This window comes from Candidatus Poribacteria bacterium (assembly GCA_026702755.1).
GTDB lineage: Bacteria > Poribacteria > WGA-4E > WGA-4E > WGA-3G > WGA-3G.
Map to the genome: position 1 here is coordinate 141,896 of JAPPBX010000001.1, position 22,288 is coordinate 164,183.

Genomic DNA, 22,288 nt, shown 5'->3' on the forward strand with positions numbered 1-22,288 from the left:
AACTACGTTAACTGGAAGATCACACAGTCATTCTCTTATCCTGAAAATTCTTTAATCCTGAAAATCCTGATTCAGACGAGAAGAAGCATGCGATGGTTTTGCTTTGGACTTCGCGACACCCATTCCGAGAGCAGGTAACACAGTCCCAGAAATGTCAACGGAATAGTCAAAAATCGTCCATCCTGAAGCCCCCAAGGAGCGTGAGAGGTAAATCTGCTCAACCACCGCATCTGGTGTAAGTAGCGAATTAGAAGCAGTCGCACCGATACCGGGATAAACCGCAACCTCTTTAGGCATCAGCGTAAGTTGATTGGTAAGCAATTCTGTGAAATAGTTTGTATCTTCAGTATAATTCATCGGACACACGAAATCGACATAACCGGCTTTTGCCCATGCGATCCAATCCTGTCCAATAGAGGTTACACATGCTGGATAACCTCCAAAGACTGCCGTAGAAATTTTGAGATTAGGGTTCGCCTCGCGTCCCCGCTTGTGGAGTAAGCGAACCAAGCGCGTAATTTGCTGCGTCCGCCACTCAACATACTTGTCACTGTAAATCCCAGTCTTCGGTAAAACAGCGGCGGGCCATTCATCAATTCGCAATCGCGTTGCAAGCACAAATCTTTTACGGCACTCTTGACAGTAGCATGCGTGGCTTCCGGGATAACGAATATAATCCAAATGGATACCATCAACATCGTAATTCGCTACAATCTCCAACATGCTCTCCAATTCCAAAAGAACGTTTTCTGGATGTGAAGGGCAAAGCCAGTTGATCGGTTTTCCAGTCGCTGAGACTTGGGTCCGTCCCGATTCTCGCATCTTTTTTATAAATTCTTCCGGCGCGCCTTCCAAATTCCACGTAATCTTCCACACGTGGACCTCTAAATTGTGCTTACGTGCCGCCGCGATGCATTGTGCCAACTGATCCCCGTATTGCGCAAAAGTTTTGCTCTGCGGTAAGACTTTACTCGGATAATGTGCTACGCCTGCCAATGCCATGTTTGGAAGAATCATGTTCACGCCTGCTGCGGTTAATTCCTTAGCAGACCGGTCCCAATCACCCGGATACGCGCCCAGTCCAGAATGATTCCATACGGCGCGTCCCTCTGTTTCAACACTTACATGCGACAAGAAATAGGCTTTTGAGAACGCCTCACGGCTTGCGCGGGCTGTGGTTATTGCTGCATTGTAAACCTTGTGCTCATATTCAGTGCGCGCTCTCGCCATCATAAGTTCACCTGTTTTCAAAGCCTGTTCCGCTTCCGAGATGCCATTTTGCTGGGCAAATGCCCTTAACGCTTCAAGCCCTTCTGTATGTCCAATGTTCGTTATTGCCTCTATTGCCCGCTTGGCGAGTGTGTCCCGAAATTCTGGAATGAGATGCCCCAGAAGCGCAGCAAGCAACTGCGTCTTGGTCTGAATGTCGTCTGGGAGAAAAATGTGGCTGAAGAACACCCCTGCCTCACCTACAAAGAGAGCTGGCAAACTGGTCGACTCCGCCATGGCATTATGCCAATACCCAATAATCTTCGTCCGTGGTGTTGTTGGCTCTGCCACCGTAATGTTCCACGATGCCTGTCTGATAGATGCAGGCATATCAGGTATTTCAGAGGTATTGAGACGAACTGTGGAAAACTGCCCCGGTGCCTCTTCTTTCAGCCAACCCGTTTGACGCAAACCGAGGAGCGGTGCTACCGCATCCGCTAAACTATAAGTTACGAAAAGTTTGCCGCCACCCGCGACGAAACCTTTTAATAACTTCGCGGTCTGTGCTGTAACAACAGTGTTTAAGGGAAGAATAACCAATCGGCGAGGTTTGAGCTGCGCTTGGGAAAGCGAGGCTTCCTCAAGCACAGCGGCAGTAAACCCGATGCTGTTAAGCATCTGATTGAACCGCTTGCTGACAGTACGAGCGTATTGAACATCACCTGATGCTGGTAAAACAATCGCAATCTTTGCCGGTTGCGCAGCAGCGAAGTTGAACCAATTGGTACTCCAGAGAAACGCACACGCGAAAAAGACTATTGGAACACAACACCTTCTATTGGTAGTTTCACGGAGCTGCGATCGGAAGATCCCTATGATGGCACACGATAGGTTTTGGCTTACAACACGAGTTAAAAACATTACCTGTACCTCTCAAAATTTTTCGATGCAAGCTTTCGGGTTCGCTTTTCAACGCGAGATGTCTCATGTCTCTTCCCCAAGAACCTATCAATGCCTTCGGCGATAGCAGTGGCGATCTTATGCTGATATGCCGGTGTTGTGAGCTTCCGTCCTTCTGTCGGATTCGACACAAATCCGGTCTCAATGAGAACAGCAGGCACGTTTGTTCCGATCAAAACAACAAATCGCGCGTGTTTGACCCCGCGGTCAATCGCCCCGGTAGCCTGCACCAATGCCTGCTGGACGTATCCCGCCAAACGCCTGCTATCCTCACTTTTGCTCTCTTGTATTATCCCTTTCAGTAACTTTTCCAATTCTTGGATACTGTAGCCAGAGTCTGCATTCTCGCGCGCGGCTATAATTTCCGATGCTTTGTCCGTACTGGCGACATCCAGATAATAGGTTTCGATACCCCTTGCTTTAGAACTCTCACTACCATTGGCATGAATGCTCAGAAAGAGATCCGCCTTGTGTTGAATCGCAAACGCAGTGCGGTCCCTAAGCGGAATGAAACGATTGGTATCACGTGTCATCAGCACAGTGTAGCCTCTTTGCGTTAAAATCTCGCGAAGCTTTTTCGAGATGCTGAGAACAATAGTCCTCTCTTTCCGGGTATTACCACCGAATGCTCCGGGATCCTTTCCTCCATGACCGGGATCAATAACTATCGTTTTCGCGGTTAACCCAAACTCACGCGTCAATGATTCGGGAACTAACGGTTTTGTACCGATAATCGGTGCCGCGGGTTCCTGTCCCAGTCTTGGTCTCGGTTTTGGTTGTGATCGAACTTGTACTTGAACCTCACTTTTTGGTTCCGGTTGTACTTGGACTCGAACTTCGTTTTTTGGTCCCGGTTCTGGTTGTGGTTTTTGTTGCGGTTGTACTTGAACCTCACCCTTTGGTTTCGGTTTTGACTGCGGTTGCGCTTGTACGTGAACCTCATTTTCAGACGGTGGTAACACTATCGGCTCTTGTTGGGTTTTGAGTGGCTGTAGCTCCTCAGCGGCAGCGACAACGATTTCCTGATTGGTTGAAGACCTTATGAGATTATGATAAAGCACTTTAGCACGTGTGAGGTAACCTTGTCTCGTATAAACACGAGCTAATTCCAACCGAGCAGGGTCAGATACTTCAGAGTTTGGATAGCGATTTTCCACAAGCTGATATTGCGTGATAGCTTGATAATCGTCGCCGACATAGTCGTAGCAACGCCCTAACCAATAGTGTGCTTGCGGCACATATTGCGAGGTAGGATAGATGTGAATTAGTTCTTGGAATGCTTGGATTGCCAGCCACGGTGCTTGGGTGTCGCCAGCTTTGATGCTCCAGGCCCAACTGGAAGCGATGGCGTATTGTGCATCATCTGCCATTTGACCTTGGGGATCCGCGTCAATAATTTTCTGAAATTCTGAAATGAGCGCACGCCATTCGGCAGCGGTGGCATACGTCTGTTCGCTCGTGTACGCAGAATGACGCTGTGCCGCCTCCTTATAATTGGGCATGCTCATACACCCAAACAACACCATCAAAGATAGGACCAGCAGGTAAGAACAATACGTTTTCATAATCTTCCCCTCTTGCGGGCTGTTTTTTTTCTCAATTTTTAGTTTACATACTACGAAATAAAACGAAATATCTTCATCTTTCGTTACTAAATTGTTAGGACCTACGGCACGCACGCCGCTGGCGAGGTTTTAAACCTCGCCAGCAAGGGATGCTGCGCCTTCCAACAAAACTCGACACATCTATTTCCCTGTTGATTTCCCCTTCAATCCATGTTAAACTAACATCTCACAATTGACTTTGAACATAATATAAGGAGAACCGATGGAACTCACTCAGCAGGAAATTCAACTGTTTCGGCACAACGGCTTCATTAAATTTCCGACGCAACTCTCTAAAGATCATGTAGAGGCACTTAAAGCAACGGCGTTGAAAGACATGGCAGATGCCGTGGAGCCTGTGGCACGACAAGGCGACAGGATTATCCGAATTTCTGCTGTTTGGCAGCGCGGCGGTATCTTCCAGGAGACCATCACTTGCGATGAAATTCTCAACCCGTTGGAATCATTATTGGGCTCAAATATAGAATTTGTTCTGAATCGTCACAATCACGTCTATCTTCGAGACGCAGGTTCGACGCATTCGCTTGAGCTCCATCGCGATGTCCGCCACTGGTCCCGGACGATTGCAACTGTCCTCATCTATTTGGAAGAAACAAATTTAGAAAACGGCTGCACGCGAGTTGTCCCAGGGTCGCACCACCTACCTGCTTTTGCACACCTTAAAGATGAAGCGATTGAGCAAATTGCAGCGAGCCAATCCATTCCGTTACCGATGCCAGCAGGCGGTTTGCTCGCTATTGACAGCATGATAATCCACTCGGCTGGAATCAATCGCACAGATAGGACGCGGATGAGTATGACGCTCGGATACCACAGTGCAGACGAACTCGCGTCGGGAGATAATCCAAAGAAGGTGCTTGTCCGCGGTACGCGACCTTACCGCGGAAATGATTTGTATTGATGTAAATTTATTTACAATTCGCAAGCGATGTCCGAAAAACTTTTTTCATAAAAATTAATTTTTTCTTGACAAACACGAAACTATGTGTTATACTTAATAACGTCCTTGAGGTGAGATGATAGCCAAATCTCATTTTGGGCGGGTAGCTCAGGTGGCTAGAGCGACAGCCTTACAAGCTGTAGGTCACAGGTTCAAGTCCTGTCCCGCCTACTTGTTAGGGATTCCTTATGGGCTCGTGGCGCAGTTGGTTTAGCGCGCCTGCCTGTCACGCAGGAGGTCGCGGGTTCAAGTCCCGTCGGGCCCGTTTCTATTATGCTATGCCGAATTAGCCACAGGTTGTATCTTACAATGCTGTGGTTTTTTCGTTACAGGACAGTCCATCACACTATTTATTCTTGGACACCATCTGTGTTAACAATACCGAACATAGAGATGTAGACATGCAAACTGAAAGACAATCTGACACGTCCGCACTCGCTGAATACGATGAAGCTATTCGGATTAATCCAAATTCCGCTGAAGCCTACTTCAATCGGGGGCTTGCGAGGGCTTCGTTAGATCAAGATCCATCTGCCATTGCTGACTACGATGCAGCAATCCGACTCAACCCAGATGTTGCCGAAGCGTATTTCCATCGGGCATGTCTGAGGGACTACTTAGCACCACGCGAGTCTGTGATGGTTGCTCGTCATGCAACACTTCGTTCTGCAATTACTGACTTTGACGAAGCAATACGAATAGGTCTTGATCCGTCCTTACTCCCTCACGCCTATTACAGGCGAGGAAAAGCGAAATATAATTTGAACCGATATGAAGCGGCTATCGTTGATTTTGATGAAGCTCTCAGGCTCAATCCAAATGATCCTGAAAGTCTTGATGGACGAAAGGACGCAGAAGGAATCCTGAATTTTTACGAAGAAGGGATCACTCATTTTGATGAGATAATCCATCAGAACCCCAATGACATCAGAACCTACAAAACTCGGGGTGAAACAAACGGATTCTTAGGACGAATGCAGGAAGCGAAAGTCGATTTTCAAAAAATATTGGAACTCGCCATTGACACAGACATCATAGCAGAAACAGAAAAGCACCTTCAGGAACTTGGCAACCCCGACTATTGGCAGCAATATAGTTGGCATGTACAGTAACAGCCATAGATTGTTTTCAATAATACTGTGGCTGTTTCCGTTGCAGACTCGACAGCGCAGTACAAACCTAAATATAGAGGAGCGGCACCGCCGTGATTGACCTTAAATTTATTCGCGAAAATACCGAAGATGTCCGCCGGATGTTAGCAGATCGTCAGACTGAAGCGGAACTGAACCGGTTGGTAGAATTGGACACACGCTGGCGTGAGAACTTAACCCATACACAATCTCTCAAAGCACACCAGAATCAGGTATCACAACAAATCGCTGAGCGTAAAAAGGCAAAATTGGATGCGACAGAGACTATCGCGGAGATGCGGGAACTCTCACAAAAAATCAAGGAACTCACCGCCGAAAATAACGACACAAAAACCGAGATAGACGCTATTCTGTTGACAATCCCGAATATGCCGGAGGCAAGCACACCTGTCGGGACCAGTGAAGACGATAACCTCGAAATCAAGACCTGGGGTGAATCACCGAGTTTCGATTTTGAACTGAAACCGCATTGGGAAATCGCGGAAGCGTTGGACATCGTCGATTTTCAACGCGGTGCGAAGGTCGCGGGAAGCAACTTTGTGCTATTCAAAGGCTTGGGAGCACGGTTGGAGCGTGCGTTGATTCAGTTTATGCTCGATTTGCACACGACCCAGCACGGCTACACCGAAATCTCACCGCCATTTCTCGCTAACCGTCCGACGATGACAGGAACAGGACAACTCCCTAAATTCGAGGCGGATATGTACCGCTGCGACAGAGATGACGAGAATCCTGACACCGATCTGTTTCTGATTCCAACGGCTGAAGTTCCAGTAACGAACCTTTTCGCCGGCGAGATTCTCTCCGCTGAAGATTTACCTATCTACTATACTGCCTATACACCGTGTTTTCGGCGTGAGGCAGGTGCTTACGGTAAAGACACACGAGGTCTACAACGCATTCATCAATTTGATAAAGTGGAGATGGTAAAGTTCACCACGCCTGAAACTTCCTACGCGGAACATGAATCGCTATTGGCAAATGCTGAGAGCGTTTTGCAGGCACTCGGTTTGTCTTATCGCGTTGTGCAACATTGCACGGTGGAACTCGGTTTCGCCGCTGCGAAATGCTACGATATTGAGGTTTGGGCACCTGCTCGGCAGCGGTTCTTAGAGGTCTCTTCTTGTAGTAACTTCGAGGCGTTCCAAGCGCGTCGTGCAAATATCCGTTATCGTCCAGAAGCGGGTGCGAAACCGGAGTTCATTCACACGCTGAACGCGTCCGGTACAGCATTGCCGCGTGTGGTCATTGCACTCTTGGAGACATATCAGAATCCAGATGGCACAGTCCGCGTACCTGCAGTGCTGCAACCGTACATGGGAGGCCTAACGCAAATTGGGTGACGCTGTTGTAAATGATCAAGTACAAATTTACAGAGTATTTTGAGAGGCAAGCCTTGTGCAAACGGTCTCATTCAAAGAAAGAGATGATAAAATGAGAAGTGTAAGTTTTCCGATAAAGGTGAGTACTGGGACAATGGCAATTTGCTGTTAACTGATGAAGATGGTAGCACCACTTATCTCCACATCACTGATGGAGTGGGACGGTTTAGCCTCTTTTAGTAACTACCTCATCAGAATATTCAAGCATAGGTTCTTCAACTCTATAATCAACGGAAATTCAAGGTCTCCCAGCGGAAGTCTTGAGTCATTTTATCCAATAAAAATTACCACTGGAAGCCGGCCAGTCAAGAACGTATAAAATTTGGGCTTTGGTCTGGTATGCTTCAACGTATTCTCGAACATTTGCCCAACGCTCTTGTATTTCATCAGAACCAAGTTTTTTAAAAACGCTTGGGTCACTGTACTCTGGAACAACCTCCTGCCAGCAGGTTAAGGCGAGGTTCTGTAGACTTTCAATCTTTTGTTCCCGAGGCGTGTCCGTATTTCGGATAATCTCGTCTATTTTGCAAATGATATGTTTAACTGACATTTATTCACAACTTTTATACTACCCTGTTGGACAATTGAAGTGTTTAGCTGCATCAAAGGGACCATAGAAGATAAGCATTTTTGTCTCATCTTAGGAATCACGACCAGGGGTTGTGCCCACAAGACTAAACATTGGATCCCAACTGAGGACGAAGGACTCTCAACTCTTTCAGAATTACATCATCTTTCCTCTCTTCTAGCCCCGCCAAGTCTTCTCGATTTGTCCGTATAGTGAACCCCGCGTCCGTAATCATCCGGAGCGTGTGAGATGCCGCCGCACCTTTGGCATTCAAATAGCCATCTATAAACATCGAATTTGCCGGATAGAGTGCCATCACCTCCATGCTTCGTAAATGATGTTCCCTGCCCGCGGCTATCCGTATCTCTGCCTTCGGATTTAGGAACCGATACAAACACAACACGCGAAGACAATAATCCGGGGTTAAAGGAACAGGCACATCCTGTGGGTTCTCCGTAACAGATTCCGATAACTGCGTGCCAGATATCGGTAAGAAAAAGTTGACCGGCAATGAAGCGACCTCAAGTTCTCGGAGTGCTTTCGCCACTTTAATTAAGTCATCCGTCCCCTCGCCCATTCCGACGATCACGCCTGAACAGCAAGCGAGTCCAACTGCCTGCGCAGCCCGCAATGTCTCCATCCTATCCTGATAAGTGTGTGTGCTACATATCTTCGGATAGTGAGTTTCGGAGGTATTCAGGTTGTGATTTAACCTGTCCAATCCAGCGGCTTTCAAGACACCAGCAGATTCCACATCGATCAATCCAGCAGAGAGACACACTTCGATCGGATAGCGTGCCTTGACAGTGCGGATGAGTTCTGCGAGGTGTGCAACCCGTTTCGGCGAGGGACCGCGTCCACTCATGACAATGCAGTAGCGATACGCCCCAGATTCATAAGCGCGCGCAGCCTCCGCCAGAATCTCGGCATCAGGTTTTAAGGGATAAGTCTCAATATCTGCCGTTGCAGAACTTGCCTGCGCGCAATAGTGGCAATCCTCTGGACAGTAGCCGTTTTGAGCGTTGTTAAGGATATGCAGTTGGACCTCATTCTGAAAATGGGTTTTACGAACCTGATATGCCGCATCCAAAAGCGGGAGTAATTCTATCTCCGATGCTGTTAGCAGTTTCTCGCAAGTAGCCTCGGACAGTAGTTCACCGCTGAGGCTGATGGCTGTTAAGTCTTGATAAAATTCTGTTTTCATACTTCTAATGATTGGATTTTCGCTCCGATTTTTTCGTTGTCAAAATAGGATTGCACTCGACTAAGAAACGTCCCACGCAATATCGGCTGCATTAAAGACGGGGCCCTCAGTACAAACACGTTGATATTCGATACGATCCGCATCTATCCGGACGGGGCAAACACAACCGAGACACACTCCCATAGCACATCCCATCCGATTCTCCATAGCAATTTGCGCGGGCACTCCAAACTCAATGGCAATCTTTGTGACAGCAGAAAGCATCCCGTGTGGTCCGCACGCATAAATTATCGGGCAGGACCCATCGGTTTTCTCAAGCAAATCCGCGAGGATATCAGTAACATATCCGTGATGCCCGATACTCCCATCATCCGTAGCAATATGGACCGAGATACCGATAGATTCCAAATCCGCCACACTCAAAAGTCGGGAGCGACGCTGCGCTCCTACTAATCCGAGTGCTTGTATACCCTTCTTACGCAATGCCACAGCAAGCAACATAAGCGAGGCAATACCGGCACCTCCACCGACAAGTATTGCAGGTTCAGGCTTTGTCGTAAAATCAAACGTATTGCCGAGTGGTCCGAGTACCTGTAACGGCTCACCCTTGAGCATCTCTGACAACCGTTTCGTTCCGTCCCCAATAATCTGATAGAGCATCGTTATTTCGTTCCCTTCTACCGTATAGATAGTGAAGGGACGGCGGAGCAGCATACCGGTATCTTGCGAAACCATAACGTGGACGAACTGCCCTGGACGTGCATGCTGTGCGATTTCCGCACACTCACAACGCAATAGGTAATGTGCTTCCGCAACTTCCTCGTTAGAAAGAATAACGGTCTGGACATCATAGGTATTCAACGAACGGTCATTTCGCATAGCATATATGTTACCACGAAAAATTCGATAGGGCAAGATTATTCTAATATAGAAGCATTCAGTTTTCGGTTATCAGTTGTGAGCAGGCTCCTTCAGTCATTCAGAAAGGCAAGGTAGAAACCTCGTTAGCGGGAGGTGAGACGATCTTTCTACTATCTTTTTAAGGCACAGGTGTTTCTATACATATAAGCAGGAGTGCAAGATTCCGTTTCATAATTCCAAATCAAACCGTACTTAAAAATAAAGAATTCGTTTGTAATTTTTGAAAATTATGTTATGATGTAGCGTAAAAGGAGAGTTATAGATAGTGAAAAATGTATTGAAATTCCGCAGTGATCAACGTTTTAAAATCGTGCAATTCACTGATATTCATTGGCATAACGGTGAATCACCCGACCAGCAATCAGCAGCGTTGATGGAACGAATTGCCAAAGATGAATCCCCGGATTTAATTGTGCTGACCGGTGATATTTTATCCGGGGGCGGGTGCCACGATGCCGCCGACTCCCTCCGAGAAGTTGTTAAAGTTGTAGAGGGATGTGGAACACCGTGGGCGGCGGTTTTCGGTAACCACGATGACGAAGGTACCGCTGATCGCCATGAATTGATGGCTGTCATGCAAGAAGGCACGCTATCTCTGGCACAGCCAGGACCGGCAGAGGTACCCGGGGTCGGAAATTACATTTTACCCATCCAAAGTTCTGAGGAAGATGCGTCCGCAGCACTTCTCTATTTCATTGATTCCGGCAGCTACTCACAAACAAATATTGAGGGCTACGATTGGATTAAACGGGAACAAATTGTATGGTACTTGCAAGAATCCGCAAAGTTCACGGCTGACGCGGGACATCCACTTCCTGCACTCGCCTTTTTCCACATCCCAATTCCCGAATATGACGAGGTATGGGATTTTCATACCTGCTATGGGGTAAAATACGAAAATGTTTGTCCGCCCCAAATTAACACCGGTTTTTTTGCAGCGATGCACGAAGCGGGCGATGTTATGGGTACCTTTGTCGGGCATGAACACATTAACGATTTCTGGGGAGATTTGCATGGGATTCGTCTCTGTTATGGACGCGCGACAGGCTACAACACTTATGGGAGAGACGGATTTCCCCGTGGGGCACGCGTAATTGAGTTGCAGGAGGGTGTGCGACAATTCGAGACATGGCTCCATCTGGACGATGACACAACAGTCCTCACACAACCTGAGCATACGCCGATGCAACGAACTTTTACTGAAGATTAATCGATTGGACTACAACTAACAAGTAGGTTGAACGCATTCAGCATTTATCCTATAGGAGGAAATTGTGAGAGCAAATTCTCAAATCTCTATTCGACACGAAGGAAAAATCGCGATATTTGACATTACGGGGTATCTCACCGACGCTTCTGAACCTATTCTAAGTGATGCCTACGCTGACATAGAGGTACAGAACGCAGAAAAAGTCCTGCTTAACTTTGAGCGACGTAGCTTCATCACAAGTAGTGGGTTCGGTGAGATTATTAGATTGCTCTGGAAGATGCGAGAAAAAGGGCAAGTTATGCGTGTTGCACATCCATCCACACAGGTCCGAAATATCTTCAACACCATCGGCCTGACACAAAGCATAGGCGTTTTTGAATCCGAAGAGGAAGCACTCGAAGACTTTTAATTCTGCTTCTTGTCGTTTGAAGATATTGAATGTAGAGTAAGATGAATTGTACCTTAAGGGTACAATCTCACGGAAACAGGGTATACATATTCATGTTTAACACAACACCTATCAAACTCCAGAGGCTTCCCGCAAGGAACTGACCGAACACGAACCCCAAGAACAGCGGTAACGCTTTGCGATAGGCTCGCACCCCACCCCCTGCGAAAAGTACCTGCTTGAAAAGCCACCCTAAAAAGATTGAGAACCACATCCAACCGATAGCCCAGCCATTACCGACAGCATAACCAACAGGATAAAGGGGCCACCACAAAAACTGACGCTTCAGAAATGTCAGTACGCCGGTGAATAGAAAACCGAATACTATATGTTGGATAGCAGGCAGGTTCGGTGCACGCGGTGCGATGATCCAACTTTGCAGGCGGTTAAATTCCCCGACACCCCACCTTGCAAACCGGTATTCATAATAGAGTGCCACGTGCCCAACAATCGAAACGATTGTCCCTACAATTGATGCCACAATTAGAGCAGTGACCAACCGACTTTCAGACAAGCGGAAATGTCTGCCAATTTTGAAAGCCTCCAATTGGTGGGGCATCGGATGACACCGATAGCCATACGCGAGCCACGAGAGTAGCGTCGTGTTGGTTAGATTTTGTGCGCCCAAGGGTCGACTCCCTCCAAACAGCAACATAATCCTGTCCGGGTGCATATTGTGTAATTCATGTGTTGGGGGTCCGAGTTCTGCTCGCATGCGTGTCATTCCAAGGCATAATACCAAATAGATGCTGAAATAACCGAGCACTACCCACGGCGATAATCCAGCAAAATACCAAAATACCAACACGAACACCATACCAATTATCAACCCGAAAACCGCAAGCTTGTATAAACCATCTTTAGATTTAAAGGAAAACACACCACTGAGTATCTCCCAAATCTGTCGCCGACTTGTGACGAGCGCGAGCGTTCCAATACCGAGCCATGCGCCGCCGCGTTGCTCCGTTTGTAAACCGATTGCGGTTGTCCATCCCGTTGCACTGAAAAAGACGCGCTGCGCGCCCCAAAATAGATAGAAAAACCAAAACGATAGGGATAACTCCAGTGGCATGAGATATCCAAATCCTATCGCAAACGGATAAACGTAAATGGGTAAACGTCCGACAGCATTCCACGGACGGTCAGAAAAGTAGAGTTGATACTTGATTTTGAGCGAAGGAATTACTGGAAAGAGGTAGTTCAGTCCTGCCAGAATTTCTAACCCAAATGCGATTCCGAAACCGAGCCAAATCAATTTATTGCGGAAGAGGGTAGATGTGTTTCCGAGCAGTTCAATTGGGAGTGTTGTGAGGGGATAACTCAACTTTTCGTGATCAATCCACTGTCTCCTGATGATAATGTTGACACAAAGCATCATAAACAGAATAACAATCACCAATCCGCTCCACGCGACAATGGGCCATAACCACGCCTCCATGTACTGTTCCTGCCAAAACGTATCATCTCCCTCAAAGTAGCCTTGCAGAATCTTGCGATCAGTAATCGTTAGCCACGTCGGCATGAATCGAAAAAAGATATCTGCCCACTCATTTTCTGGTGTTGCGAACCACCCTGCATTAGCAATCATCGGCACCAACTGTCGGACAATGTCGTGTCCAGCAAGCGCAGTCGCCACTGAAACCATTATGTATGTTAGCGCAAGTTCCCGCGAGGTTGGGGCGAAATTTTTGAAAGCCTTTCTGAGAAATGGAGTAATGACAGCGAGGAGGAAAAATGCAAAAAGAACAGTCGGGAAAATAGAAAAATCGGTCAATTCCCACACAACGCGATTTTCTGCGGAGATAATCCAATAGCAGGTGAGGATAATAAGGATTGAACCGAAGACGAGAGTCCCGAAAATAAAACGGAGTGTTGAGGATTTCTGGTTGCTCGCAATCGTAGGTGATGTTCTGTGATGCATACTCATAGTATACCATGTTAGCCAGCATTGACGCAAACAATACCTAAACGCAGGATTTGCCATCTTCCTCGCTTTGTGTTATAATAAATGACACTTTAACTTCGCATGCAAGGGAAAGGCTATGCGACCCCGTGCCCCGAAAAGCAATGATCCGCTTCCTAATATCAATAAGATACTCGTCATCCGCGTTGATGGCATCGGCGATTTGCTGAATTCAACACCGGCAATTTCGTTGTTACGGAAGAACTATCCATCAGCAGAAATCACCGTATTGGCGCGCCCTCTCAATGCACCTGTGCTCATCGGTAACCCTGATGTAGATAGAATCCTCGTCTTTGAGAGAGACGGAAAGCATCGCGGGTTCAAAGCACAACTCCAATTCTATCGTGAACTACGTCGTGAACGGTTCCAACTCGTCGTCGCAATGCAGACAGCGATGTGGTCTCATCTCGTCGCCTTTCTCTCCGGGGCGTCCTACCGCTTAGGTCGCTATCAGAAACGGTTCAGATCTACCCTCACGCATGCATGGCATGGTAAGTACCCAAAAGGTGAAACCCACGAAGTTGACAGGAACTTGGAACTCGTCCGATTAATCTGTGAAGGCGAAGGCAATAGGAAACTGATACTTCATCTGTTCCCTGATGAAATCGCCGATGCCAAAGCAAAACTCACATCGTGGGGTATTGGTGACAATGCATTTCTCATCGGCATCCACCCCGGTGGAAGCTCGTTTGATAAACGCTGGCCCGAAAAGCAGTACGCTGAACTTGCAGACAGATTGGCACACCATTACAACGCCACAATACTTCTCTTACGTGGGCCCGAAGAGGCAGAATTGGCGCGGAACATCCAAGAGGCAATGCAGTTTCCTGCTATCGCTTACGCACCAGAGACGATCCGTGAGTTGGGTGCACTGCTATCCTGCTGCGATTTGGTCGTTTGCAACGACTCCGGTCCGATGCACCTCGCAGCGGCATTGGACGTACCGACAGTCGCTATTTTCGGTCCAACCGATTATATGGCATGGCATCCGCTGAGCGAAAATGCCTCTATTGTCCGGCAGGATATGCCGTGCTGGCCCTGTAGCGCGCACAAGTGTAAGATCGGATGGGAATGCACGAAAAAACTCCCCGTTGAAATGGTTTGGAATGCAACGACGACTACCGTAGAGGTGAAACAAAAATGAAAATTGTCGTAGTCTGCTGGGGATCAACGGGAGATGTTTATCCGGTTTTAGCACTCTCGGAACGTTTACTTGAAAGAGGACATCAGGTACGTGTCTGTTCACCAGCACTCTATAGAGACAAGATACTTGAGATCGGCGCGGAATACTATGAAATAGGCGTTGCTTTTGATTTGGCGGAATTTCACGCGGCGATGGATGCTATTATCCCGAAGCGCGACCCGACCGCGATGCTGCGGCTGATCGTGGAAGAAGGCATCGTGCGTCGCGGTGGAAAGTGGTATCAGGATTGCTTGACCGCTATGAAAGGGTTTGATATAGCGATCTGTCATTCAGTGGATATTCCCGGACAGGAGGCTGCGATTCGGACCGGGATTCCGTGGATTACTGTGACGTATTGTCCGGGTTTCATCAAATCCTTAGACTTCGCGCCTTATCCGCTTCCGAATTGGGGACGTATCTGCAACGCTATTGCGTGGAAATTGGCGCAACTCCGTCTTGCCTCAAGTATAGATACACTCTTCAATCAATTTATTGCGTCAGTCGGCGGAGAGCCGAGGCGGACAGTGGCGTTAGAGGGAATGTATTCACCACATCTGAACCTCATTGCCGCATCCCCAACACTCTGTCCACCCGTTGATTTCTCCCCGAATCACAAATTCACAGGGGTATGGCACCTCGCGTCGCCTTCGTATACTGCCCCCTCTGAACTCGTCAATTTTTTAGCAGAGGGTCCACCACCCGTTATTATTTCGTTCGGCTCTATGGGAGGCTCAAACGGGCGTGAGACAACAGAAATCTTGGTCGATGCTGTTAGAAAAATAAAACAACGTGCGATCCTCCAAGCCGGATGGGGGCAACTCGGAACTAAAGATGCCCTACCGGACATCTTCTGCACAGAGTATGTGCCACACCAATGGCTGTTTCCGAAAGGGTGTTGCGTTGTCCATCACGGTGGAGCCGGAACGACGGCATCCGTATGTCGTGCCAAAGTGCCTTCTGTCGTTGTAGCACACCACGCCGACCAACCGTATTGGGGGAAACGCCTATCTGACTTAGGGGTGGCACCGCGGCATCTGTACCGTCGAAACCTCACCGCCAAGCGTTTGGCAGAACGGATCCAGCAAGTCTTGGAAACGCCTGCGATGACTACGCGTGCTCAGGTTTTAGGAGAACAAATGGAAACAGAAGATGGTTTGACTGCAGCTGTTGAAATAATAGAGTCCTTCTAATTTTTTAATGTTCCTTTTGGCTACTGGCATTTGGATGGAAAGATGAGTACCACCCCTTCCATCTGATCCTGCTGACAACTATTTAGAAAAATGAAACGAATTCTCGTCTTTAGTTTTAGTTTTATCGGTGATGCAGTATTATCAACTACTGTTATCCAACCGCTACGCGCACATTTTCCAGATGCGCATATTACCTTCCTCGTCGGACCGCGAGCGTTTGACCTCCTCGCTGCTGAACCGAATATCGATGCAACCATCCTTTATGACAATCGAGGTGAACACGCTGGTTGGAAAGGCAGGCTGCGTCTCATAAAAACCTTACGCCTCGGCAAATTCGACCTCGTTGTGAACCTACGGGATAGCCTTACGGCACGGTGTATCGGTGCGGCACATTGGGGTATGGTTCGCGGTGACAGCAATCGTCATGCTGTCCCCCGCTATCTGGAAGTGCTTCAGAAACATGGCATTGACACAGTAGATGCACATCCGCATTTACAATTAACTGAAACAGAACAAACAGAGGCACACCGTCTTCTTTGGGAAGCCGGTCTCACGTCAGAACGGTTGTTAGTTGGTATTCATCCAGGTGGGAATTGGAAATATAAGTTGTGGGGCGCAAGGAACTACGCGCAACTTGCGAATGTTCTGTCTAAAGAACAAAAGACTTCGATTTTACTTTTCGCCGGTCCAAACGAATGGAAACTCCAAGTACAAGTCGTAAAGATGATGGACGTTCCACCAATTCTCATTCAGATGGAAAATCTACGTCATCTCGCGGCGTTAATCTCTATGTGCGATGTCTATATCGGCAACGACACGGGACCGATGCATATCGCTGCGGCTGTGGATACACCGGTAGTCGCACTTTTCGGTTCAACGAACCACATTCGGAGCGGTCCCTACGGCGATAAGCACACAGTTGTCCAGAGTGGAATGGATTTGGGATGTAATCCGTGTCATCCGGGGCGGAGTCCGGGGGGATGCGATGCGGGGAGTTGTGAAGTAATTGCGGGGATTACAGTGGAACAGGTATTGGCAGCAGTGGAGCGTTATACTTCCTCAATCTCGATTCCTAATTCTCGTAAATTCTCCTTAAACTCATCATAAGCATCTTGTGAGATTTTACCATCGGAGGCTTTCAATTCAAGTTGCATATTCTGAAAATTAGATTGCAGTTCGTTGAGATGTTGTACTACACTGCTTACCTTCCCTTGGGGCAACCTAAAACGGATACTGATTGTTTTTTTAGATTCTCCATCTGGTAGACTGTTATCAGTGCCATCATCTGGTGGATCCACACTTTCACTATCATCTAGTGGATCCGGATCTGGTCGTTCGACAATCAAGCTTGTAGAAATCGATGGATCGATTAGAACTTCACTGTCACCCAAAGTAATTGTTGAAACTTCTTCCCTGAAAGCACGTAGAACGGGTTTATCATCTATTTTATCACCGATTCCAAAAGTGCCTTGCCGAACACCTTCACATATTGCTGATTCCCATATATCGCGAAGCGGTCGAGGCTCGTTGGTAGATTGTGGATTGTATTGGAACGGCAGAGATGTTGAAATTGTTTCGTTTTCCTTCAGATAGTCATGCAAGATTTCTTCTGGTGTAATACTTTCACGAGCGAGGTTCGGTTGGATAATCACCTCAGCGTCGGTGAGAGTTACTTCCGGTAATGCCGTGTTAAAGGCGCGTGGCACGAGTTTATCAGCTGCTCTCTCACCGATTCCAAATATCCCGGTTTCAATACCTCTGCGAATACCTTCTATCCACGTATGGCGTTGGACGCGTTTTTCGCCTGGGGTGCGGAGGCTCGTGTTGAGCAACTGTACGGTTGAGACGGTGTCGTTATTTTGCAAATAAGCAATGGCAATGTTTTGGGGTCCGAGGTTTGTGGCAATTGCATTCTTGACACAGAGCAGATCGTAGACCTCTTCATCAAATGGGGGTGTCATACCAACGACGCGAGGTCCGAGGTCTTCCTCAGTAAATCCATCTTTTTGCGGAACCAGCACTGTCCGATAGTCCTGCCTCAACGCCCCTTCCAAACTACTATTAGACTGTTTTAGTGCGTCATCTACCTCTCTTTTTTGCTCCTTTGATAAGTTGAGGGAGGTATCCTTCTTAATCTCTTCGTAAGCGATGATTTTTCTGGTTTCTGCTTTGAGTTCCGTTGCTTCACCAGTGGCAGGGAGAATAAAAAAGAGGGTATTGCGATAGATACGCCGTGTCTCGCCTCGATTCTCTATAAGGTCTTGACAGAATGCGTCATCGCGTCTATCCAAAACTATCAATTTTAGAGTCTCATCGTCGGGTACGGCCATACTATCTTTGGGCAGGCAATGGATTTTGAGGCGTGCCTCGCGACCGGCTTTGAAACTTATTCGGAGTTGCGCGGCGACGCGTGCTTTGACGACTTCAGGGTCTACGTTCTCCATTCGGGTTTGGACAATCCGGTTTAAGTTAGGTTGCGTGTCAAAGTAGGTTTTTCTGTTCTTGGTGCGGAGGTAAAAGAGGTGTTCAGTGAGTTGGTGTTTTGCGGTATCGATGATGGCTGCAGGATGTTCCAGAACAGCAGCACTCCGTTTGATCTCCTCCAATGTTGCTCCGCGCTCCATGCCGCCTGTAAAGGAATAGAGAAAGATAGCAGTTGCCGTGCGCGTGCCTAATGCCAAATGTTGATAGGTGCCTCCCGATGTTTTGTCAACGGCTTTAGCACCCGCAGTGCGTCCCGTAATGTCGTTGTTGATGATCCCGCGGTAGGGGGCATCAATATGTTCTAAGAGTTCACCACGAATGTCACTGTCGGTGAGGTCGAAATCGGCGAGTGTGATGTAGGGGCGGTTTTTACCACTTGCCCGATGTACGACGCGTGAGAGAAACCTAAGAACACCGCGAGTTCGCTGGAAATTCGGGAAACTACCCCATCTTTTATAGAGGACATCAATGACTTCCGGCTGGAACGGGTAACTTTCCATGAATTGTTTGCGATATTCAGATTCTTGAATGCCGGGCGGAAGGATATTTTCCTGTCTGGCGTATTTAGCGAATTCTTGGGTGATCCGTTTAACTTCATTGGAATTGGCTTCTGCGAAAAGCCGTTTCCGAATGATACTAGCGATTTCGGTCTCTTCCACCGGGGTGACCACGCGTCTCATGCGTGCGAGCAGCTCCGTGAAGAGCGGGAACTTTTCTATGATAGGTGCGATTTCGCTCTCTTGTAGAGTCGCAACGAAAGTGATACGCTTATTAGACGCGACTGCTTCTGTCAATGAGAGCATGAATGCTATGGTTTGTTCTGCTAATGTGCTTTCATAGACAGACACACCTGCGGCGCGTTCAAGGTAATTAAGCACCTCGTCCATTAAGATGAGGACCGGCTTTTGTGTACGATCGAATATGTCGGCGAGACTATCACTACCGGGTGCTACTTGCATTGTAAAATGTTGGAGGTTGCCTGTGAGCTGCCGTTCAATGGCACCCCAAAAAGTGTCACCGTGCCCGGGATCCATCGCTGAACCGACCATCACGACGGGGAGAGCGTTCCACTCTTTCGTTTTGTGATAAAGAGCGATGAGCGTGTGCGTTTTCCCGCCGCCGAAGGGAGTCTGGAGTCGGATAATCGGATCCTTGTTTTGTCGATTGCGCCCTTTCAAGCGACCTTCTACGCCGGAGAGAAGTGTCTTCAGTCCGTCTGTAATGTGGGTCCTCTCAAAAAACTGCTGTGGGTTTCTGTATTCACGGGAACCCTGGTTGTTGACGACTTGTCCGAGCCTTGCGGCGTAAGCATCCGCTGTAAAATTGCCTGTTCGTATATCGCTGTGCGGTTTAGCAATGGTTTCAAAAGGAGGTAGTCTCATGCGTATCCTTTTCTAAAATCGTAGTCTAATCAAAAATCCTAAAATCTGGGTAATCCGCGTCATCCACATCAATTTGTGATTCTGAAGAGTGTTCCCTCTTCGGGCTGTTCCAAGAGGGTTTGTACCTCGCGTTGGATAGCGGTTCGGTCAGCAAGCCAGCCTTCCAGCCATTGGCGTTCTTGACTTTCCGTTGATAGTGTTTTGCTAATTTGCTGGGCGATGTTCCATATCAACTCACTTAAGCCGATGCTGTCTTTTGATAGACGTTGGATCATTGCTGCTCTGTTTCCCAATGCCCATAATTGCAAGGTATGGTGCAGGATGTCAATCAATTCGTAACTGTTTGCTACGTCCTTGATCTCTCGTTCGTGAGGACCTAAAACATGGACGTTCGTCTTTTCTTGTTGGATAAAACGGCCTTCACCCGACGCAGTTTGTAATTCAATGCCGAGAGACATCGCAAGTTCGCGCGCATCGTTATATAAGACAACTTGCTCCCCGTGTTCCTGCCGCCAACGCAGATAGAATCGGGTGAGAGAAGTACCTGCTGTGCCGGATCCCTCGTTATCAAAACGTTCTAAGATTTCTCGGATGTCGGTTATCATCTGATCAGCGCGAACGGCTTTATCGTTCTCGTCGATAACTGTTTCATAACGCCCGAATGTTTCAATGCCGCTACCGATTGCTGCGATGAACAGATCAGCACCAGAGAAGCCCCATTCCCATAAGGTAAAAAGTTTCTGCTCAAGGTACTTTTCTAATTCTGCTTTCACATCCTGATAGAGTCCGAAGGGTTGACGTTCTTGTTTGCGCGCTACCATATAGATGGAGGAAGCAAGCACTGCAGAGTTTATTGCCCGAAGGCGAGACTTCTTTTCTGTGTCAATCGGCCATGCTGCTGTTACCACGAGCCCTGAGTTTAATAAGGCGTTAATCAGAGTTTCCCAACCTTCTGTGGATTTATGAGCATAGACAATAACGGTAATACCGTTTGGTTTTAGTACGCGATATATTTCCTGAAATGCCTTAGCGAGGCCGTCTTCAAAAGCTTGTTTTCCAGATGCCAAGCCGCCTTCGCGATGTCCGTAAGCCACAATCTCTTCATCTTTCGGGGTCAAAGGATCTTTAAAAAGTTCTGGATAGTGTTCACCTATGCTCCTTTTCAACCACACATAGAAGAAATCAGATAGGTATGAATACGCAGCATTATCGTAGTAGGGGGGATCTGTGAGTACAGCATCAAACGTATTATCTGAGTATGGAAGGTTCTGCGCAGAGACTTGTTCTACAATAGCTGCTGACTCTTTATCCATCTGGCATAGATGCAACAAAGGTTTTATAATGGTTTTTAAGCGATTCCTCGCTATATGTAAAGTGTTCGCTTCTCCATAATTCCAAATCATAGGTAGGGTTGCCATCCCGAAAAGTTTCTCAACAGTTTCTACCGTTTTTCTCCATAAACATAGGTTTGAACCTTTATCAGCAATGCGATCTAACCAAAGACCTAAGTAGGTTGAAATAGCTTTTGCATATTCGGGGTCATAGTCTGTTTGGGCGAGCATTTCTACATAGGCATCTCGAATCTTTTCTGTCAAGGTGATGAGTGTAAGTTGTTGACGGGAATTGAAGAGGTCACCATAAGTATTGAAATTGTAATTGTGAATAGAAATTCCGCGTTCTGCACCTGAACCTTTTAACTTAGGGATTAATTCATCCGGTACTGGATCAAATCCTAAACTTTCCATTAAGAATTTTCGTTTTTCAGAAAGTTGTTTTTGTGCTTTTTTGAAAATTGTGACATCTTTATCCGTAGCAAGTCGGTACTGTTTGGCTTTATTTTTTGGATGTTGTGTTACCACAGCAAGCATTCGCTCACCTGTCTGTCCGTTTTGGAACAATTGGCGCGTCTGATTGGCAGTGATCGTGCTGTTGCAGAGTGGGCAAGTAACGATAGCACGGATGATTGTGCCTTTGGTGGGATCGAAGTTGTCCGGTATAGCATCACGTCCGGTCCCTACAATACGAAAGGCGATATGTCCATCTATATTATAAGGGAAAAGGGCAATTTTCTTTTTTTTCTTTTTGTCCTGCGCCAACCAAAATTGACTCATGAGTGGGATAACAGCGTTGCAATTGAGGTTTTGACAAGGTAGTGTGCGTGCCCAGACATAAGCGCAGACTTCAGAATTATCGGGTTCTTCTGGATAAAAAGGTGCGAGTTCCTTAGTTATCTCTGCGAGAATTCGATCTCCCCATTTTTTTACATCGTTATAAAGGTGCTGTCCATATTTTTGTGGATATTCCAAGGTGCATTTTTGAATCAGCACAGAGATCGGATTGAGATCACAGGAATAGGTTTCACAACCAAGCCGCTGGGCTTCTAACGGAATGGATCCACGACCACCGAAGGGATCTAGTAGTCTGTCACAATTATCTTGATAGTTGATCTAAAATCTGGTATCCTTAGG

The 22,288-nt window shown here is 47.4% G+C and carries 16 protein-coding genes and 2 tRNA genes; 10 read left to right on the plus strand and 8 right to left on the minus strand.

What is annotated here, in order from left to right; genetic code table 11:
• Positions 1–51: 51 nt before the first annotated feature.
• Together OXH39_00620 and OXH39_00625 are read right to left on the minus strand one after the other, a co-directional pair.
• Positions 52–2,130 carry a family 10 glycosylhydrolase gene (locus OXH39_00620; GenBank protein MCY3548934.1) on the minus strand — a complete coding sequence of 693 codons (2,079 nt, stop codon included), beginning with the start codon at positions 2,128–2,130 and terminating at the stop codon, positions 52–54.
• Complete coding sequence (locus OXH39_00625; GenBank protein ID MCY3548935.1) at positions 2,130–3,734, minus strand: N-acetylmuramoyl-L-alanine amidase; 1,605 nt, start codon at positions 3,732–3,734, stop codon at positions 2,130–2,132. Before OXH39_00625 ends, OXH39_00620 begins: the two co-directional genes overlap by 1 nt.
• A 262-nt stretch (positions 3,735–3,996) precedes the next feature.
• On the opposite strand from OXH39_00625, the gene OXH39_00630 reads away from it, so the two are divergent.
• The 5 genes from OXH39_00630 to serS all read left to right on the plus strand — a co-directional run bounded on the left by OXH39_00630 (position 3,997) and on the right by serS (position 7,228).
• Entirely contained in the window at positions 3,997–4,695 is a 699-nt protein-coding gene (locus tag OXH39_00630) for a phytanoyl-CoA dioxygenase family protein (protein MCY3548936.1), read from the plus strand.
• A gap of 136 nt (positions 4,696–4,831) precedes the next feature.
• Positions 4,832–4,905, plus strand: a tRNA-Val gene (locus OXH39_00635).
• 19 nt (positions 4,906–4,924) lie between these two features.
• A tRNA-Asp gene (locus OXH39_00640) sits at positions 4,925–4,999 on the plus strand.
• 136 nt (positions 5,000–5,135) lie between these two features.
• Entirely contained in the window at positions 5,136–5,846 is a 711-nt protein-coding gene (locus tag OXH39_00645) for a tetratricopeptide repeat protein (GenBank protein ID MCY3548937.1), read from the plus strand.
• 92 nt (positions 5,847–5,938) lie between these two features.
• Positions 5,939–7,228: a serine--tRNA ligase gene (serS, locus tag OXH39_00650; protein MCY3548938.1), complete on the plus strand. Its 1,290-nt coding sequence runs from the start codon at positions 5,939–5,941 to the stop codon at positions 7,226–7,228.
• 304 nt (positions 7,229–7,532) lie between these two features.
• Here serS and OXH39_00655 read toward each other — a convergent pair whose 3' ends face one another.
• The 3 genes from OXH39_00655 to OXH39_00665 form a co-directional block, all read right to left on the minus strand.
• Entirely contained in the window at positions 7,533–7,817 is a 285-nt protein-coding gene (locus tag OXH39_00655; protein ID MCY3548939.1) for a hypothetical protein, read from the minus strand.
• 124 nt (positions 7,818–7,941) lie between these two features.
• Positions 7,942–9,039, minus strand: coding sequence for a biotin synthase BioB (gene bioB / locus OXH39_00660; protein ID MCY3548940.1), 1,098 nt, complete (start codon positions 9,037–9,039; stop codon positions 7,942–7,944).
• 60 nt (positions 9,040–9,099) lie between these two features.
• A complete protein-coding gene (locus tag OXH39_00665) occupies positions 9,100–9,918 on the minus strand; it encodes a dihydroorotate dehydrogenase electron transfer subunit (protein MCY3548941.1) in 819 nt (272 codons plus the stop codon).
• 307 nt (positions 9,919–10,225) lie between these two features.
• On the opposite strand from OXH39_00665, the gene OXH39_00670 reads away from it, so the two are divergent.
• Entirely contained in the window at positions 10,226–11,170 is a 945-nt protein-coding gene (locus OXH39_00670; protein MCY3548942.1) for a metallophosphoesterase family protein, read from the plus strand.
• A gap of 64 nt (positions 11,171–11,234) precedes the next feature.
• Positions 11,235–11,579 carry an STAS domain-containing protein gene (locus tag OXH39_00675; GenBank protein ID MCY3548943.1) on the plus strand — a complete coding sequence of 115 codons (345 nt, stop codon included), beginning with the start codon at positions 11,235–11,237 and terminating at the stop codon, positions 11,577–11,579.
• 67 nt (positions 11,580–11,646) lie between these two features.
• Here OXH39_00675 and OXH39_00680 read toward each other — a convergent pair whose 3' ends face one another.
• Positions 11,647–13,539, minus strand: coding sequence for a hypothetical protein (locus OXH39_00680; protein ID MCY3548944.1), 1,893 nt, complete (start codon positions 13,537–13,539; stop codon positions 11,647–11,649).
• 121 nt (positions 13,540–13,660) lie between these two features.
• Here OXH39_00680 and waaF point away from each other — a divergent pair, with 121 nt between their 5' ends.
• From waaF to OXH39_00695, 3 genes are all read left to right on the plus strand, one after another.
• Complete coding sequence (waaF, locus tag OXH39_00685; protein ID MCY3548945.1) at positions 13,661–14,725, plus strand: lipopolysaccharide heptosyltransferase II; 1,065 nt, start codon at positions 13,661–13,663, stop codon at positions 14,723–14,725.
• Positions 14,722–15,954 (plus strand): glycosyltransferase, encoded by a 1,233-nt coding sequence (locus tag OXH39_00690; GenBank protein ID MCY3548946.1) that lies wholly within the window; start codon positions 14,722–14,724, stop codon positions 15,952–15,954. Before waaF ends, OXH39_00690 begins: the two co-directional genes overlap by 4 nt.
• Before the next feature lie 90 nt (positions 15,955–16,044).
• Positions 16,045–17,061, plus strand: coding sequence for a glycosyltransferase family 9 protein (locus OXH39_00695; protein ID MCY3548947.1), 1,017 nt, complete (start codon positions 16,045–16,047; stop codon positions 17,059–17,061).
• On the opposite strand, the gene OXH39_00700 is transcribed toward OXH39_00695, so the two are convergent.
• Entirely contained in the window at positions 17,004–19,820 is a 2,817-nt protein-coding gene (locus tag OXH39_00700; GenBank protein ID MCY3548948.1) for a DUF499 domain-containing protein, read from the minus strand. The genes OXH39_00695 and OXH39_00700 overlap by 58 nt on opposite strands.
• A gap of 68 nt (positions 19,821–19,888) precedes the next feature.
• Positions 19,889–22,126 (minus strand): DNA methylase, encoded by a 2,238-nt coding sequence (locus OXH39_00705; GenBank protein MCY3548949.1) that lies wholly within the window; start codon positions 22,124–22,126, stop codon positions 19,889–19,891.
• Positions 22,127–22,288 lie beyond the last annotated feature (162 nt).